Raw genomic sequence first — 17455 nt, forward strand, 5'->3', positions numbered from 1 at the left:
TGAAATGTAAGGCTATAACCAATAAGTCGACAATATATACATAAAAGAATATCGAATCTATTAATCTTAAAATAACGTGATTATGAAATCAGAAAAAAGGAGTATCCTTAAAGGTGTTGTAATAAGTGGAATGATTGCAGGCACAATGCCGGTTATGGCCAACTCGGGTAACTTGTTTAACTACGAGCATATGGGGAATGGTTCTGAGCTAAGAGCAGAGCTTTTAGGACAATATGGCTCACCGGTTGACTTACAAAATGCGGGTTCCGGAGATTATTTGGTTGGTGAAGCCAAATGTGGTGAGGGAAAGTGTGGCGAAGGAAAATGTGGGGAGGAAAATAAAAAAGAAGCCAAAAAGAAATCTAAAACCGAGAAAAGCGAAAAAACCTCAGAGGCTAAATGTGGCGAAAAGCCGAAAGAAACCAAAAAAGAAAGTAAAGAGAAAACCGGAGAGAGCAAGTGTGGCGAGAACACCTGTGGCGGAGATGAATAGTTACGGTATTTTTCAATATTCTGAACAAAAAAACGCTTTAACGGACGTTAACATGCAATGAATAAATCGAATACTGCCCAAAGCAAAACGCTTTATTGTGAATGATAGGATGCGGAAGGAAGCATAAATTGTTTTTGCATTAACCCGGATTATGCATCGGTGGTACGTAATGAGACTAAACTACCATAAAACAAGGCGTTGCTGAAAGGAGGCACAACTCCGTTCTGGTGAGTTGAAGCAAGTTAGTGAATCGCTTTGCTTTGAAGCTGCTTAATTGCGTAACAGGATTTCTAATGTACATGGCGGATTAATTGGGTAGTAGTGCGGAGTTGCTGTTGTTTGGGTATATGGATGCAGATGCGACCAATATGTTTTTTTTGATTCTTAAGTTGAGGCAATCGCATCCCGATTGTTCAGGCAACAGCTTTTTTTTGTGAAAGGCGCTATCCTTTCTAAAGTTTAAATCTTTGGAAAAGATGATGTCCTGTCGATCGGTATTTCCCATAAATCATGAAAGTTTTAATATAATGGAAAAAACTATAGCGAAGGTAGGTGTTGGATTTCGGCGTGATATCGCTGAAGAGTTTCTGCATAACGATACATTTAATCCTGATTTTATTGAGTTCGCTCCGGAAAACTGGATGGGTATGGGGGGTTACTGGAAAAAAGTGTTGGATAAAGCTGCGGAAAAGTATCCCATCACCTGCCATGGGTTATCTTTATCCATTGGAAGTGCGGAACCACTGGATTATGACTTTTTAAAGGAGTTGAAAACGTTCTTTAAGGGTTACAAAGTTAAAATATACTCGGAACATCTATCCTATACAAAAAGTAGAAATGCACATTTGTACGATTTATTACCTGTTCCTTTCAGGGACGACGCCATAAAGCACATTGTTGATAGGATTAAAGAGGTACAAGACATTCTGGAGCGAACAATAGCCATCGAAAACGTATCGTATTACATTTCGCCCGGAGCCCAGATGGATGAAGCTACTTTTGTCAGGTCAATTGTGGAGGAGGCGGGTTGTGGGCTCTTGCTGGATGTGAATAATATTTATGTAAATAGTTTTAATCATGGGTACAATGCCAAGGAATTTATTGATAAAATGCCTTTGAACAAGGTATCCTATATTCACATGGCTGGACACGAAAAAGTAAGTGACGATTTGATTATCGATACACACGGACAACCGATTATTGACCCGGTGTACGAATTGTTTGGGTATACCATCAACAAAATGAAACCTGTTCCTGTATTGTTGGAAAGAGATTTTAATTTTGAAGATTTTGATGGCATTGTTGAAGAATTTGGCAAATTAAAATCAATCACGCATAAAAGTTGGGAGGTATGTCATGCATCTTAATTCGGAAACAATTGAAATACAACATAAACTGTCGGAATATTGCCGTACCGGTAGGTATGTTAAAATAAACGGTGTGAACAAGGAGCGGGCAAGTCATTATAGGCGACTGGTTTTGGGCAATGTAAAAAACACTTTGGAAAGGGCTTATCCTATTACTTTGGAATGGTTAAATGAGGATGAGTGGCTTAAGCTAGTCGATGAATTTTTTGAAAAGCACGATTGCCAAACACCCAAAATATGGGAACTTCCCGAAGAATTTATGGACTTTGTGGTACAGGCTAATTATGCCCATAAATTTAATAAGCCTGCTTTAAACGATTTACTGTTAATTGAGTGGGTGGAGATAGAGGTACATACTGCGATGGAAAAAGTTACTTTGGCTTACCAAAAAGATGTAAACCTGCTTTTTGATAAAATAGTATTGACGCCAGAATATAGTCTGCTTAAACTAGAATATCCTGTTCATGCTTTGAATGCGGATGAAGCTGCCTCTAAAAAGGGCGAATGGTTTATTTTTGTGTTTCGAAACCGGGAAACCGATAGTGTGCAATTCCTTAACATCTCACCGCTGCACGTTTTTGTGATTGAAAAGCTATATGAGCAGCCTCAATCTATGGAATCCCTATTACCTTTAATATCTTCCGTTTTTGGCTTAACAGATTTTGAACCACTCAAAGTACATCTTCAATCTTTTCTATCCGATTTACACAAAAAAGGGGCGTTACTGGGTGGTTTGGTTTAATATTTCATTCAACAAATTCTTTGAACACCTTTGTAATCCATTTCCTGTTTGTGTTCGACATACTCAATCAGAACATCGGCTGATGCTTCTCCGGTTGACGCTCCTACATCGCCATGATCAAAATTGTAGGATACGGAGATGTAGGAGTTCATGGCCACTTTATACGATTTGCTCTGGTCTAACAAATTTCCATCAAAATCGTAAGTGTTATGTAACCGTTTGATGGGTGATAAGTATACCCGACACTTTTAAATCGCTGGGATTACTGTTTTTGATAAAAGTAAATAGTTCATAATAGGATAAATTAAATATCATTAATTCGTTTCTAAACGGATCGTTCTGATAAACATCCTTTACAAATATATCGCCTTGTGAAAATGAACTTGTTATACCCCATAATGTTGAAAAGAAAAGTCCGCATTGTATTTTTAGGTAAGAGTATATGATCCGGCCTGACAAATCAAAGCATTGTTGAATAGTTGGGGTTGCGAAACAGCTGAATGCGTGCGACTTCCAACAACTACGTCTAACTCATTATTATTCACGGCTAAGCTTTCATGGAACCAAGTTCTAAATGTGATAAAATCACAAATATATTATCATTCTTTTTTAGATGGGTATACTTCTTAATCCCGTTTTATAATAAGGGAAATAACATCCTTCCTCCTTGTCGGAATGAATTGATGAAATATACTTTTCTCCTACTTTTTCACCAGTTTCATTCCCAACATCACCGGTTCAAATTCTTTTTCCGATATCAGAGTTTCATACCACAGTGGTTATTGTTTGACCTAAGTCCCCTGCGGTAGCGTCAATATTGACAAATTTAAAAGGAAACTCAGCTTGCTAAATACGCTAGTTTAGTTCTTCCTCTCCTTAGTCGAACTCATGGTTTCCTATTACAGAAAGATCAAAACCAACTTTATCCATAAAATCAATGATTGGATATCGAGCTTATCATACGTCTCTACCAATGGATTACCACTAAAAATATCTCCTGCCAAAAGAACATAAACATTATCACCGGTATCCCTACGCCTATTAAAAACGGCCGATATTTAAGGAATTGCATCAATATTGGGGTGCAAATCGTTTAAATGCAGAAAGACTCTGTCCTCCATAAGAATTGTGTCATTCAGGATATTAGTAGAATCTTTGACTTGACCGTTTTGTTCATCATCTAAATCTGCTGAGTCATCGTTAGAACACAAAAAAAACTTACAGAAAAGACAACGCCAAGTATGAAAGGAAAGTTACTTTTATTGAACTGCATATATTTATTAATCTTCAATTGATCATAAAATAATAAAAAAACTCCCTTTTTTTAAAGGGAGCTTCTTTCTAAATGATAATTTCTTTTACTCACATGGACAATAAGTGCTATACCATCCCCAATTTTTGCCATCAAATTCGGTTCCTGTACTCCATGCTGTTTCTTCCCATTTTTCATTACCCATCGTTTTAGATACCACGGCATGGGCAGCAATCGGCCAACATCCGTTTTCATCTTTACAAATATTTTCGAGATCCGCCAGTGGAATCATTAATATTCCATTATCAAAGTCTTCAATATGATATGGGAAGTTCCCGTTTTTAGGACTGCCCTTTTTAGTGGCAGGCATTTCTTCAATGCAACCTACATAAACATGTGCTTCATCAAGTGTGTATTCACCACCAAGTTGATAATTAATATAAAGCTTGTCATCTGCTTCCCAAATCACAAGATCTCCCACGTCGTAGTGCTGGGCAGCTATAATGTCTCCCACTTTTTCTGGAGGACATGGGTTACATTCTTTAAGACAGTAATCTAAATAATAATTATAACTATAAGTATTGTCCGAGGTTACCCACCAATATCTGCTAGATGTAGGATTATACATTTTGATTTTGATATTTATTTTAATGCATTCTGACCATTCAATGATTTTGGGAATTTTATAAATCACAATCTCTGGTCTTGGATCCGAAGAAAAGTGTTTTTGGTAAGGGAATGATCCATAATTTGCATTAGGCGTTTCTCCTTCACTAAACATGTTTAAAGAAAGATAATGTATTTGCCAGCTTTCTTCTGCAGTTACTTTTATATAGAGGAAATCTATATCGTTGAAAATTGATACCATCGCAGCTCCTAAAAATGGAAAGAAATCAGCCTCCTCACATGTTTCTATTTCAAGATCTTGGGTCGTATAATACCAATTGTTTATTGACATATATTCCCATTCATCGAGGTGTCCACTTTTTAAATCTGCGGAGTCAGAAATTATCTCATTCATTTCTTGTTGTTGGGTACAAGATGTGATTACGAAAAGCGACATCACTAGTATCCACGAAAGGTATATTTCTTTTTTCATAACAGTGTTTTTTTTGATTATAACATCGTATAAATTTCCAAGTTTTCGAAGGCAAAGTCAATATTTTTTTGACAAAGCTCCCATAAGTCAGGGTTAGTATTTATTTTTAAGATATAAAACGTCCCCACCCGTTTCAAATATTACGAATAAGTAATATTTTCGGCTATCTAGTGATTTGTTTTGCTTTCGCAGAATAAATGAAAAGGAAAGGCATTGAAATACGGCAACAGTCAGGATTTGTGTGTAAAGTAGACAATAACCCCTTTCAAGATTACTGTAAGAATATTAGCTTAATAATTAAGAACATAGTCCATCCCTATTTCATTATACGGATCGAATTTACACAACATAATAGTAAGAAATACTTAATCTTAGTAATTGAGGAAACTTTATTTTTAATTGAAATGGTCAACCAAATCAAAAAAAGCGATAAATACTAATAGTGAGTATACCCATTCAATTTTGATAAAACTGCTGTTGGGACGTCACTACCACCAATAACCACGATAACTCCTTGATTAACTGACTCAGGTAGTTTTATTGAAAAAAAGATGAGGATAGTTAGAAACAAAAAGAGTTATGAAGTAATCCTGGTAAGAATTTTTATTCTTCTCATCTATTTTTCGTGGAATCTTATTTACAATATTAATTGGTGGGGTAAAAATAAAAAAGTTGGAACAATCTTATTGTCTTTAAGTACTATATTATTCACTATATTTGATATTCAATCATCAAGTTTATAAATATGAAGTATTTGTTCGCTTTAGCAACAATCATTAGTGGAATTGTTTTTTTTAGTTGTCGAAATCCCGAACCCAAACCATTAGAGTCGGGTGTTTCTCTTGCATTGGCGGAAGAAAGATTTAACGATATTTCCAACATCGAATATAAGCTGGAACTTACAATTCCAGATTCGTTGCAAAATGATATTGAAGGCACTGCGCTTATCTCCTTAAACAAAAAGAATTCTAAAACTCCACTGGTGCTGGATTTTGTAAGCACTACCGATAAAATACAAGCCGTATTGGTGAACGACGAAAAAGCGTTTTTCAAGCTGGAAAACGAGCATTTAGTAATCCCGCCACGTTTTTTGCAAAAAGGTAAAAACAAATTAGAAATCACTTTTATTCTGGGTAACGGTGCGCTCAATCGCAATGATAACTATTTCTATTCTCTTTTTGTACCTGCCAGAGCCCGGACCGCTATTCCATGCTTCGACCAACCGGATTTAAAAGCCAAAGTTTCTTATTCCATCAGCATGCCCAAAAACCTAACAGCTATAACCAATGGTAAACCTGAGTATTACGAAGATATATCCAAGAACAGAAAGTTGGTTAGTTTTGCCTCCTCCAAACCAATAAGCACCTATCTGTGGGCTTTTGCTGTAGGGGAGTTTAAAAAAACAACACAAAAAAGAAGCGGAAGGGAGATTTCCATATACCATATGGAAACAGACTCTAACAAGATAATAAGAAATACGCCTGCTATTTTCGACCAGGTATTTCATTCAATAAACTGGTTGGAAGATTATACCGAAGTAGATTTCCCATTTTCCAAGTATGATTTGGTATGTATTCCTTCCTTTCAGTTTGGAGGTATGGAACACCCGGGGGCTGTATATTATCGCTCGGAACTGTTGTTTCTGAGCGAAAGCCCTACCCAACAACAATTACTACGAAGAGCTCAGCTTATCGCACACGAAACAGCCCACATGTGGTTTGGCGATTTAGTGACCATGAAATGGTTTAGCGGGGTATGGCAAAAGGAAGTGTTTGCCAATTTCATGGCCGATAAAATTGTGGAAGAACAGTTCCCCGCGTTAAATCACAAGCTCACCTTTTTAACCAGCCACTTTCCCGCCTCTTATTCGGTAGACAGAACCATTGCCGCCAACCCCATCCAACAAAAACTTGTTAATCTGAACGATGCAGGCTCCATGTATGGAAACATCATCTATCATAAAGCGCCCATTATGATGAACCAGCTGGAGAACCTGACTGGCAAAGAACAGCTTCGCAAAGGATTGGGTAAATATTTGAAGGATTATAGCTATGCGAATGCTACCTGGTACGATTTAATGGAGATTTTAAATGATTTGTCGGAATATGATTTGCAACTTTGGAGCAATACATGGACCTATGCGGCAGGTCGCCCCATTATTAATTTCAACTTTGAAAATAAGCAGTTGGTTATTAACCAACAACCTGAATATGGAGATACCAATAAAGTATGGCCACAAAGAATCCAATATTGCAGAATCAATGCTTCGGAAAAAATAAATGAGGAGGTTGAATTATTATCGGCTAAAACCGCTATCGAAGATGTAAACATTCAACCTGAATTTATACTTCCCACCATCAACGAAGGCGGGTATGGTTTATTTTTAATGGATGATATCTCGTTGGAATATGCCATTAACAACATTCATGTATTGGCTGATGAGTTGGCAAGAGGTGCAATGTTGGTTCAGCTTTTCGAAAACTTTATGCATGGAGAAATAGCTCCTTCCCGATACTTAAATATGTTACAGACTATGGTATCCAACGAAAATAACGAACAAATATTGACTTTAGCCTGTAACCAACTTGTGGATGTATTTTGGCGTTTTACCACCGAAAAATTAAGAACAGAACTTGGTAATAGCATAGAACAAACCCTATTCAACCAAATCAGTATTGTAGGATCCACCGGAACAAAAAAGTTACTTTTTAATGCATGGTCACAAATAGTCGCTACCCCATCCGGTCTAAAGAAACTCAAACAGGTGATTAAACGGGAAAAGGTATATGGAGCCTCACTTTCCGAACGGGATGTAAGCGCTGCTGTATTAAACCTCGCACTGAAAGATAAAACGTTAGACCAACAGTTTGTTATTTCTTATGCGGGCAAACTCAAAGATGAAGAATTAAAAAACAAAATGCTTTTTGTTAGTCCTGTGTTTTCATCGGACAATACCGATTTGGATAAATTTGTTACCGGACTGCAATCAGAAGCCAACCGAAAACAAGAAAATTGGGTTCTGACTGCACTTTCCTTTTTGCACCATCCCTACCGAAACGAACATTCGATAAAATACTTAGAAGTTTTACTTGATTTAACAGAAACCATCAAAGAAACCGGAGATATATTTTTCCCTATTGGATGGTTAAACAATACGCTGGGGGGTTATGGTTCCCTTGAAGCGGAAAAAATCATTGATTACTTTTTTAAGGACAATCCAAATTATCCCGAAGATTTAAAACGCAAAATATTGCAGTCGGCAGATATGATTAAGCGGAGCAGAATGGTAAAAGATAAGTATTTGGATTGATATCACAAACACCGCTAAGGCACCAGGTTCACTAAGGTATACTTAGAAATAACCTGGTGTTTCCCTGTGCTCTTTGTCCCTAATTGGTATTTTATATCTGCGCTGACATTTTTAAAACATCTTCAATTTTTGCCAATTCGTCTCTGTTGAATTCCAGATTTTTCAGGCTCTCCACACTATCCTTTAGTTGACGGACGGAACTCGCTCCTATCAGAACAGATGTTACTCTTGGATCTTTCAATAACCAGGCTATCGCCATTTGCGCAAGTGACTGACCACGGTTAACGGCCAATTCGTTCAGATTCTTTATCACCTCCAGCTTTTCCGGTGTCAGATGCTCTTCTTTTAAAAAGAGGTTTCGTGTCATGCGTGATCCTTCAGGTATGCCCTGCAGGTATTTATTGGTTAATAAACCTTGTGCCAAAGGCGAAAAGGCAATCAATCCGATACCTCGTTTATCAACCACATCCAGCAACTCCTCTTCAACCCATCGCTGAAACATGCTATACCGTGCCTGATGAATCAAACAAGGCGTACCTAATTCGCGCAAAATGGATTCTGCCTCACGGGTTTTATCCGCCGGATAATTAGAAATACCCGCATACAATGCCTTCCCTTGTCTTACAGCATGATCCAGCGCCATCATGGTTTCTTCCAAGGGTGTATCAGGATCAAAACGATGTGAGTAGAAAATATCCACGTACTCCAGTTTCATTCGCCTTAAGCTTTGGTCCAGGCTGGAAATTAAATTTTTACGTGAACCCCATTCTCCATATGGGCCAGGCCACATATAATATCCGGCTTTGGTAGAAATCAATAACTCATCGCGATAAGCTTTCAGGTGATTGTTCAGTACCTTTCCAAAGTTTTCTTCGGCACTTCCGGGTTCAGGACCGTAGTTATTGGCCAGATCAAAGTGCGTAATCCCTTTGTCAAAAGCTTCGAAAATAATGGCCTTTCCATTTTCAAAAACGTCTACCGAGCCAAAGTTATGCCATAATCCTAAGGATATTGCCGGCAGTTTAATTCCGCTTCTACCGCATCGCTGGTAAAGCATTTCGTCGTATCTCTTGTTTTTTACCTGATGTTGCATTTTTTATTATTTAATCAGTAATATGTAAAATTTAATCCGTTAAAAACAGAATCATTTTTTCAATGGCACGCTGACATACAGGACAAAACGCGCGGGCTTCGTTCGATTTCATTCTGCAATCATATGCAGGACGATAAACACCCTTTGCCACATATCCACCTCCTTCAAAAACGCCAACTTTACGAAAGTATTTTTCTTTGGCAGGCGTTGGAACAGGTGTTGAAGAATCAATCATATCCTTCCATTTGCCCTCAAATTCTTTTAGTGTTGTTAAATTAGGTTGCCATGGTTCAATGGCTTGGTTAAAATAATCGCTGTAACTCACTTCCGAAGTGTAATACTCATCACCTAAGCCGGCAAAGGCATGTCCAAACTCATGTATAAAAACCGTTAAGGAGCGGTGGTTATCCACGGAAGTCAGCGAAAAATGATTATAGATTCCACCTCCCCCATATTTATCGGTATTGGCAATAACATATATCTGATCGTATGGTACCAAAGCGGCATAATCCCTGATTAAAAAGGTATTTGTACTTGCCAGATATCGATCTGAATTTAACGTATTAAAACTTGATCGCAAAGCCGTATCCTTCCATATTTCTTTTCTCGGATCCGTCACTCCTGATTCTTCCGAAATAGCATCCACGGCCCAAATATTAAATTTCTTTTGGAATTTATCAAAGGGAGCTTGTGTAAATAAGTAATTGCTCAATCTGAGGATGTCGTCGTGAAACTTTTCAATCTCGTCCTTAGTATAGCCGTCCCCGATAAATGCAATATCTATACATTCATCCTTTGAACCATTATCTATTAATTTATGTGTGCCGATGTTTTCAAGATGAGATTTAGATACGCCATCATCATTAGGCTTTATCTCTGCGTGAAATAACTCATAAAACGCCCCGTTTCTCGTTCTTTTTTCAATGGATACTAAAATATTATCCCTCGGATATGGTACAGTCAGTGTTTGAAAAAAACTCTTGTCCACCAACTCAGCCTCCTCTGTTGTTTGCCATTCTTCAAGCAAGGAACAAAAGCCACGCGTATAAATATCTTCCTTACTTTCTGCATCCTTCACAACAATTCTAAACTCGCCATATTCAAACTGATCAATCGTTTTAAGCAATGTACCTCCAAAATACGGTTCTTTCTTTAACTCAAAAATCGAAGCATGGGTTTCTTTCGCATTCCCACTTAATATAAAATCAATTCGTAAACTTCCATTCTCAAAATATTCCTGAAACTGACCATATGATAAATAACCCAGGTTAAGAAAAAAAAGAAGAATTAATACAATCTGTTTCATGTTGGAACAATTTTACTTTTACTTTTGTATGTTGAACAATGTACAAATAATTGAATTTAAAAATACTGCTCAATGTCAGATATCATCATTAAAGCACAGGTTGACGTCGAAAGTTTAAAATCATCTTTTGATAACCTGATGCAACGTACCGGCCTTAGCGATGAAGTAATCAGTTATTTAACTGTTGCTCTTTTGTCTATCCTTGCCATCCTTCTTGCAAAAGCAGCTCACTTTTTTGCAAAAAAATATTTGGTGCACACGGTAGAACGCTTTATGTCGAAAACCAAATCGAAATACGACGATTTCTATGTAAAACGTAACTTGATTAGCAGAACTGCATTAATAGTTCCCGCATTGGTAATTTACGCGTTTACCGATTTAATTTTCAAGCCCTATCCGCAAGCCTACAGCCTACTTAACAATATCGTTTCATCTTATTTTATAGTGGTTATATTGTTGATGGTAGATTCGTTTTTAAAAGCCACACAAGATATTTACAACGTTCAACCTTATAGCAAAGACAGACCTATTAAAGGGTATGTTCAGGGCATTCAACTAGTTATAACTCTGGTAGGTATTTTAATTATAGTTTCTATCATTTTCGGGGTAAAGCTCACTGAGGTATTTATTGGACTTGGAACTATTGCGGCTGTTTTAATTTTGGTTTTTAAAGATACTATTCTTGGTTTTGTGGCAAGTATTCAATTATCGGCCAACAATATGGTTAAGCCGGGCGACTGGATTGTAATGCCGTCTCGCAATACAGACGGGACGGTATTAGAAATAACCCTAAACACGGTAAAAATTCAGAACTGGGACAAAACCATTTCCACCGTTCCAACTTACGCCTTGGTTAGCGAGAGTTTTATTAATTGGAAAGGAATGGAGGAATCGGGAGGTAGACGCATTAAGCGTTCCATTAATATCGATATGAAATCGGTAAAATTCTGCACTCCCAAGATGATTGATAAATTTAAGAAGGTAAAATTCTTGCAAGGTTACATTGAAGATAAGCTTACCGAGTTGGAAGAATATAATCAGCAGTTTGATATTGATGAATCATCCGCTATTAACGGAAGAAACCTGACCAATCTAGGCATTTTCAGAAAATACTTGGAAAGCTACCTTACTCACCATCCCAAAATACACAATAAGATGACCTTTCTGGTTCGCCACCTGCAACCCAATGAGAAAGGTTTACCTATAGAGATATATGTTTTCAGTAACGATCAGGCATGGGCCAACTATGAATCTATTCAAGCAGATATTTTTGACCACATTTTGGCGGTTATCCCCGAATTTGACCTAAGGGTCTTCCAGTTTCCCACTGAACAGGTTCAAAATCAGCAAATATTTGAGGAATAGCTGTTATTTCCTATATTTTTTCAAAAAATAATCCACTTGCGTTGTATGCCTGCCCCTAACTTGCGCAAACCAAAACCAAACATGATAACGCTTTGATTTTGAAGCATACCTGCCTCGGAGTATCGAAGCACATCTGTAAGTGCTTATAATTTATAAGCAATATCCGAAATTAATTAATATTAAATTAATAAATATGACAATTTTTGTTGAATATTAGGAGTTGGTTTTATAATTTAGTGCCGATTTATTATAAAAACCAATTAAAAAACTACAAATTATAACCAACAAGTAAATCATGGATAGCCGACAAATTGATAGTTTAGATAAAAAAATATTATCTCTTATCATAAAAAATGCACGTATTCCTTTTTTGGAAGTGGCAAGGGAATGTAAAGTATCAGGTGCAGCCATTCACCAACGAATACAACGCTTGATGAATTTGGAAGTAATCAAGGGTTCTGAATTTATTATCAACCCGGCAAAAATAGGATATCACACCTGTGCATTTATGGGTATTTTTCTAAAAAAGGCAAGTTTGTTCGATAAAGTGGTTGAGATGCTACACGAAATTCCACAAATCACGGAATGTCACTATACAACCGGATCGTATGCTATCTTCATTAAAATTTATGCCAAAAACAACGAAGATTTAAAACGCATGTTACATGATAAACTACAATCCATAACAGGTATTTCATCTACGGAGACTATTATATCGTTAGAAGAAACATTTAAAAGGCAATTACCGGTTGATTAAAATTACTTGAAGATATGACTGACTCCGATTGTTCCCAGATATCGGAGTTTTTTTTTATTCTTAATTCTACGTATTCATGGACATTCACATCCGTTTAACCCGCAATAGGCATAGAAATTCTATTACACCTTGAAATTACTTTAAAACAAGACACTTCGTTGCATCACTTCAACTCACCAGAACGATGCTCCCGAAAGTAATCGGGACAAGTTTATGCCTCGTTTCAGTAATGCCTTGTTTTATTGTACTTGCAATGCTCATGACGAACCTCCAATACATAATGCGGGTTTAATATATGAATTATACGGGCTAAATATTCCACTCACTATCAATAATTTTCTTTAAGGAGGGAATAAATCTCTTAAAATTAGATGTTAATAGATTTATTAAGGCATCATTTTTAACCAAATACAGGTAATTCTCCTCATTGATTTCCCACAAAGTTCCCTTATCATATTTACTATTGGGAGTTGACAAAACAAGGTGAGGTAAAACAGAGGTAGTTGCCTGAATTTCTATTTCATCTTTTTTCATTGTTCCCATAGCAATCAAAGCGGGATGGATCTCAAAAAAATTATACGTGCTGTCTCCTAAATACAGATTGAAGGAAAGCTTTTCAACTAGCGGTACCTGAAAATAGAAATTAAACACCTCTTTTTCATCTTTTACATGCATCGAAATAAAGTTGTTATGCATGTTTTCCGGCGTAAAGTGTATCTTCCAATCCAAAGATTTATAATCTGCGAACAATTCTTTAAGCCCTAACCATAGTAATGTGCGGGGCCAAACCACTAATTTAAAATGATCGCTCCAGTCGTTTTGCTGTCTTAATTTTTTTAAATTTTCTAATGTTAAATCTACAATTGGGATTTTCATAAATACTATTTATCAACAATGATTCTACAACTGGGTATGGTAAGCCAACTGCTTTGTTTTTTTTAAGTTATCAAAAACAAAATCCAAACGTCCCAGGTTGATGCCTCCCCAACCCGTCTGATTGATTATAACATCCTGCTTTTTTATATTACTAACGATAACTGGTTTATCTAAAAAAGTATGCGTATGGCCGCCAAGTATAACATCAATATAATTAGTTTGTTTAGCTAAAACAACATCGCTTACCATGGCTCCTTTGTATTCATAGCCCAGGTGCGATAAGGCAATCACCAGATTACACCGTCTTTTCTCTTTTAAAAATTTAGCTACTTTATCACCTTCTACAATGGGGTCCATATATTCTACGCCCCTATAGTTTAATGGTGTAACTAAACCACTTAACTCTATTCCCAACCCGATTATGCCAATTTTAATGGGGCCTTTTTCTATAATTTTATAGAGACTTGTTAAACCCTCTAAAGCTGAACTGCTTACTTTATAGTTACTACATACAAATGGGAATTTTGATTTTTTAATTTGAGTAGCCAGATCATCTATGCCATTATCAAACTCATGGTTTCCTATGGTACCTGCATCATAACCCATATCGCTCATTAATTTAATATCGAGCTCTCCTTTATAATAATTAAAGTAGGGTGTACCCTGAAAAATATCTCCTGCATCCAACAATATAACATGCTCCTCTTGCTGGCGTACTTGTTTTATCAGCGCAAACCGTCTTGCATATCCACCCTTTCCCGCGTATTTTGGATGATTCTCCGGAAAAGGATCGATATGGCTGTGCACATCATTTGTGTGCAGAATAGTTAACTTGGTTCGGCCTCCTTGCTCTGTGCAAGCCGGAAAGCTAAATACACCTGCTGCCGAGCCTATTGCCATAGTTTTTAAAAACTGTCTTCTACCCTTTTCCATGTTCTATTAATTGAATATAATTCTTCCTTCAACTTCTGCAGTAATCATTTCGCCCGTGCTATTCTTTTGCTCAATTCTTTCAATGATAGCATCGCGCAGATTGCAATTAATTGACACCCTATAAATAGGGTTCATTATCATTCCAAAATAATCTCCTCCGTTAGCCAGATAATCAGATGTAGCCAGAAAGTAGTTCTTGGTCCTATCCATCGGTTTACCATCAATGAGTACTTCTATCGTTTTAGTACCTGAATATCTTACTGAAGCTCCAGCAATTCCATCACCCCTTATTTTTCCTAAGTAGTCAAAGAAAGCTTCTATGCTGTCTCCTGAAAGTGCCAGGATTACAATTTCATTCTCGAATGGCATTAACTCAAAAATATTCCTTACTGATATATCACCCTTAGGAATTGGCGCCCTCAATCCTTTCACATTCATCAAAGTCAGCAAACTTAATGAATCAGCATTATTACTAATAAGGAATTCATTCGCTTTTTGTTGAATAACATCTGAAACAAAATTTGATAGGGCACTTTCCGGTTTATAAGCCTGTAATTCCTTTTCGCTTATTCCTATAATTCTATCCATTTTGGCAGCGATGTTCTCTTTATAAGGTTTGATGAATGAATCCATAGCGCTATCTGCTGTAAAGCTTGAATCGACAGAAACGTTCTCACCGCTATAACTCTTCACTTTATACGGCTGTTTGCATGCGTTACAATAAATTACAAACAGCATGGCTGCAATTAAAATATTTAATTTCATTATGTTATCTTAGTTTTCTTTTCAGATCCAAATATAATCTTTAAACCAATGAATGCAATAACAAATACTTTATCCTCTTATTAACAAAAAGAATAAACATCACTAGCCTGAATCATCATAAACTTTTGTGACTAGAGAGCACATTAAAATAGTGAAGCAGTTATTTTTCTCGCACTAATAGTGCATTATTTCGAGAACTATAAAAGGTGCATTTACTTTTTATCACAATACCTTGCGCTCTTTATCGAATAATTGAGGAATATCTCGGGCTAGACCAATCTGTATAAAAAAAGCCCCATACGGAGCTTTTGAAAAATTTACTTGATTTGTTCTAAGTATTTTTGTTTGGCTTTTTGGAGAAGCTCTTTGTCTATTTTAGGATTATATATCCTTATCATATCCTCAATCTCAAAATTATTATGAAAATGACCTAAAGCTGCATCAAAAAAACTACCCGACCAATTGTATTTCACTTTTCTTGTTAATTCTTCAAACTCGGCCCACTTAACAAATCTTGGTAATGCAATGTAACCGTGATCCTTTTCAATTTCATCCAGATATAATCCTTCTTCGATTTTATTTAATCTGAAAAATTTCTTTAACCTGATGATTCCTTTGGTATCAATTTTTTTTGAAGGTTTCTTTTTAAATACAATTCCTTCATCCATAAATGCTGTTTGCAGGTCTTTTATTTTATCATATTTATCCAGGTGACGTATCCTAATTACATCATACATTTTATTATAGATGGTTACCGTACCTGCATCTGCATGAAAATCAGATGGAAAATAAGCTTTAATATTTTGTCTGGCCCTGGTAATTTGTTCTAAAGTGTAAAGCTGATTAACTACCAAATATATATACAAAGGCGTCGAATCTTTGGGCGATTCGCTGTAATAGTTAAAAAAGCCAGGGAAAGGTTCAGGTGCTTCCAACACAAAGGTGTTAGGCATTATTTTTTCATCCATGGTAACCAATTGTTCCGATTTTAATAAGTTACCATATCGTTCAATAATATTGATATTCGTCATGATAGATAATTTTGATTTAGGTTCTTTTCACTTCTAATAAGGTACGCAAAAATTTTAAAAAACCAATAAACCACCTTTTTATCTGAAACTATTTTTATTATTATATCCTAACGATCTCTTGTAAATACCGGTTGATTTTCTTTTGAGAGCTGGTTATTATAATGATAACCGTCTAAATCAAAGGCTTTTATTTCTTCCGGGTCTTCAATTCTGTTTTGCACAATAAATCGCGTCATCAACCCACGGGCTTTTTTCGCAAAAAAACTGATCATCTTGTATTCACCGTTTTTTAAGTCTTTAAAAACCGGAGTTACAATAGGTACATCTAATTCCTTTACTTTTATAGATTTAAAATATTCGTTCGATGCAAGATTAATTAATACCTTATGATCATTTTCATGAATGTCCTTTTTTAACAAATGGGTTATTTTATTCCCCCAGAAATCATAAAGGTCTTTTTTTCTGCCAGCAGGTAACTTTGTACTCATTTCTAACCTGTACGGAAGAATTAAATCTAACGGTCGCAATAAACCATACAGCCCCGATAATATACATAGCTTTTTTTGAATATAATCTATGTCATCATTTGACAAGGAATACGCATCCAAACCTAAATAAACATCTCCTTTAAACGCAAACAAGGCTTGCTTTCCTTTTTCCGGTTCAAACGGATAATGCCACTCCTTAAATCGCATATAATTCAACTCCGCTAACTCTTGACTTACATTCATTAGTGCGGATAATTTTTTTACGCTATAGGTATTGAGCTTTTTAACCAATTTAGGGGGTTCTTCGATAAACCTATATTCCGAATATCCTTTATACGAGAAGGGTGTTTCAAAGTCTAATGATTTAGCGGGAGAAATTACTATTTGCATGTTTTTTTGAGATTTAAACACAAAAATAAACAATTGGTTTAAATAATACCTCCCTAAACGCAAAAAGAGGGCGAAATAGCTCCGTTGTGAAGCGCCTGACAGGGCACTGGTGGAAAAAACGCGATTAACGCAAAAAGGACAGTCCTCTTTCGAAAACTGTCCTCTTGTCAAAGATGGGCGGCGACCTA

15 protein-coding genes are annotated in these 17455 nt (G+C 36.4%); 6 read left to right on the forward strand and 9 right to left on the reverse strand.

Annotation, left to right across the window (positions count from 1 at the left end):
• Nucleotides 1-82 precede the first annotated feature (82 nt).
• The 3 genes from ACT29I_RS04680 to ACT29I_RS04690 all read left to right on the forward strand — a co-directional run bounded on the left by ACT29I_RS04680 (nt 83) and on the right by ACT29I_RS04690 (nt 2602).
• Nucleotides 83-493 (forward strand): hypothetical protein, encoded by a 411-nt coding sequence (locus ACT29I_RS04680; RefSeq protein WP_430931629.1) that lies wholly within the window; start codon nt 83-85, stop codon nt 491-493.
• Between the two features lie 527 nt (nt 494-1020).
• Nucleotides 1021-1860 (forward strand): HvfB family MNIO-type RiPP peptide maturase, encoded by an 840-nt coding sequence (locus ACT29I_RS04685; RefSeq protein WP_430931630.1) that lies wholly within the window; start codon nt 1021-1023, stop codon nt 1858-1860.
• On the forward strand, nt 1850-2602 hold the full coding sequence (locus ACT29I_RS04690; RefSeq protein ID WP_430931631.1) for an HvfC/BufC N-terminal domain-containing protein: 753 nt from the start codon (nt 1850-1852) through the stop codon (nt 2600-2602). Before ACT29I_RS04685 ends, ACT29I_RS04690 begins: the two co-directional genes overlap by 11 nt.
• An 8-nt stretch (nt 2603-2610) precedes the next feature.
• On the opposite strand, the gene ACT29I_RS04695 is transcribed toward ACT29I_RS04690, so the two are convergent.
• Together ACT29I_RS04695 and ACT29I_RS04700 are read right to left on the reverse strand one after the other, a co-directional pair.
• Nucleotides 2611-2754 (reverse strand): hypothetical protein, encoded by a 144-nt coding sequence (locus ACT29I_RS04695; protein ID WP_430931632.1) that lies wholly within the window; start codon nt 2752-2754, stop codon nt 2611-2613.
• A gap of 1206 nt (nt 2755-3960) precedes the next feature.
• A complete protein-coding gene (locus ACT29I_RS04700; RefSeq protein ID WP_444792776.1) occupies nt 3961-4953 on the reverse strand; it encodes a hypothetical protein in 993 nt (330 codons plus the stop codon).
• Between the two features lie 745 nt (nt 4954-5698).
• Between ACT29I_RS04700 and ACT29I_RS04705 the strand changes: the two genes are divergently transcribed.
• Nucleotides 5699-8263: a M1 family metallopeptidase gene (locus ACT29I_RS04705; protein ID WP_444792777.1), complete on the forward strand. Its 2565-nt coding sequence runs from the start codon at nt 5699-5701 to the stop codon at nt 8261-8263.
• Nucleotides 8264-8354: 91 nt separating this feature from the next.
• Here ACT29I_RS04705 and mgrA read toward each other — a convergent pair whose 3' ends face one another.
• Nucleotides 8355-9356: an L-glyceraldehyde 3-phosphate reductase gene (mgrA, locus tag ACT29I_RS04710; protein ID WP_430931635.1), complete on the reverse strand. Its 1002-nt coding sequence runs from the start codon at nt 9354-9356 to the stop codon at nt 8355-8357.
• Nucleotides 9357-9387: 31 nt separating this feature from the next.
• On the reverse strand, nt 9388-10662 hold the full coding sequence (locus ACT29I_RS04715) for a M64 family metallopeptidase (protein WP_444792778.1): 1275 nt from the start codon (nt 10660-10662) through the stop codon (nt 9388-9390).
• Between the two features lie 72 nt (nt 10663-10734).
• Here ACT29I_RS04715 and ACT29I_RS04720 point away from each other — a divergent pair, with 72 nt between their 5' ends.
• Together ACT29I_RS04720 and ACT29I_RS04725 are read left to right on the forward strand one after the other, a co-directional pair.
• The gene (locus ACT29I_RS04720; RefSeq protein WP_430931637.1) at nt 10735-12027 is read left to right on the forward strand and encodes a mechanosensitive ion channel family protein; all 1293 of its coding nucleotides are present in this window, start codon (nt 10735-10737) and stop codon (nt 12025-12027) included.
• 295 nt (nt 12028-12322) lie between these two features.
• Nucleotides 12323-12784 carry an Lrp/AsnC ligand binding domain-containing protein gene (locus ACT29I_RS04725; RefSeq protein ID WP_430931638.1) on the forward strand — a complete coding sequence of 154 codons (462 nt, stop codon included), beginning with the start codon at nt 12323-12325 and terminating at the stop codon, nt 12782-12784.
• 309 nt (nt 12785-13093) lie between these two features.
• Here ACT29I_RS04725 and ACT29I_RS04730 read toward each other — a convergent pair whose 3' ends face one another.
• The 5 genes from ACT29I_RS04730 to yaaA form a co-directional block, all read right to left on the reverse strand.
• Nucleotides 13094-13660, reverse strand: coding sequence for a hypothetical protein (locus ACT29I_RS04730; protein ID WP_430937328.1), 567 nt, complete (start codon nt 13658-13660; stop codon nt 13094-13096).
• Between the two features lie 24 nt (nt 13661-13684).
• Entirely contained in the window at nt 13685-14593 is a 909-nt protein-coding gene (locus ACT29I_RS04735; RefSeq protein WP_444792779.1) for a bifunctional metallophosphatase/5'-nucleotidase, read from the reverse strand.
• Nucleotides 14594-14599: 6 nt separating this feature from the next.
• Nucleotides 14600-15358, reverse strand: coding sequence for a 5'-nucleotidase C-terminal domain-containing protein (locus ACT29I_RS04740; RefSeq protein WP_444792780.1), 759 nt, complete (start codon nt 15356-15358; stop codon nt 14600-14602).
• 317 nt (nt 15359-15675) lie between these two features.
• On the reverse strand, nt 15676-16389 hold the full coding sequence (locus ACT29I_RS04745; RefSeq protein ID WP_430937334.1) for a hypothetical protein: 714 nt from the start codon (nt 16387-16389) through the stop codon (nt 15676-15678).
• A gap of 107 nt (nt 16390-16496) precedes the next feature.
• On the reverse strand, nt 16497-17455 hold a 959-nt coding region (gene yaaA / locus ACT29I_RS04750), incomplete at its 5' end, for a peroxide stress protein YaaA (protein ID WP_444792781.1).

Origin of the sequence: Saccharicrinis sp. GN24d3, from assembly GCF_052400645.1 — a bacterium.
Lineage (GTDB): Bacteria > Bacteroidota > Bacteroidia > Bacteroidales > Marinilabiliaceae > Saccharicrinis.

Coding starts and splice junctions, on each gene's coding strand:
- ACT29I_RS04680 (WP_430931629.1), top strand. CDS start 83: ATGAAATCAGAAAAAAGGAGTATCCTTAAAGGTGTTGTAATAAGTGGA.
- ACT29I_RS04685 (WP_430931630.1), top strand. CDS start 1,021: ATGGAAAAAACTATAGCGAAGGTAGGTGTTGGATTTCGGCGTGATATC.
- ACT29I_RS04690 (WP_430931631.1), top strand. CDS start 1,850: ATGCATCTTAATTCGGAAACAATTGAAATACAACATAAACTGTCGGAA.
- ACT29I_RS04695 (WP_430931632.1), bottom strand. CDS start 2,754: ATGAACTCCTACATCTCCGTATCCTACAATTTTGATCATGGCGATGTA.
- ACT29I_RS04700 (WP_444792776.1), bottom strand. CDS start 4,953: ATGAAAAAAGAAATATACCTTTCGTGGATACTAGTGATGTCGCTTTTC.
- ACT29I_RS04705 (WP_444792777.1), top strand. CDS start 5,699: ATGAAGTATTTGTTCGCTTTAGCAACAATCATTAGTGGAATTGTTTTT.
- mgrA (WP_430931635.1), bottom strand. CDS start 9,356: ATGCAACATCAGGTAAAAAACAAGAGATACGACGAAATGCTTTACCAG.
- ACT29I_RS04715 (WP_444792778.1), bottom strand. CDS start 10,662: ATGAAACAGATTGTATTAATTCTTCTTTTTTTTCTTAACCTGGGTTAT.
- ACT29I_RS04720 (WP_430931637.1), top strand. CDS start 10,735: ATGTCAGATATCATCATTAAAGCACAGGTTGACGTCGAAAGTTTAAAA.
- ACT29I_RS04725 (WP_430931638.1), top strand. CDS start 12,323: ATGGATAGCCGACAAATTGATAGTTTAGATAAAAAAATATTATCTCTT.
- ACT29I_RS04730 (WP_430937328.1), bottom strand. CDS start 13,660: ATGAAAATCCCAATTGTAGATTTAACATTAGAAAATTTAAAAAAATTA.
- ACT29I_RS04735 (WP_444792779.1), bottom strand. CDS start 14,593: ATGGAAAAGGGTAGAAGACAGTTTTTAAAAACTATGGCAATAGGCTCG.
- ACT29I_RS04740 (WP_444792780.1), bottom strand. CDS start 15,358: ATGAAATTAAATATTTTAATTGCAGCCATGCTGTTTGTAATTTATTGT.
- ACT29I_RS04745 (WP_430937334.1), bottom strand. CDS start 16,389: ATGACGAATATCAATATTATTGAACGATATGGTAACTTATTAAAATCG.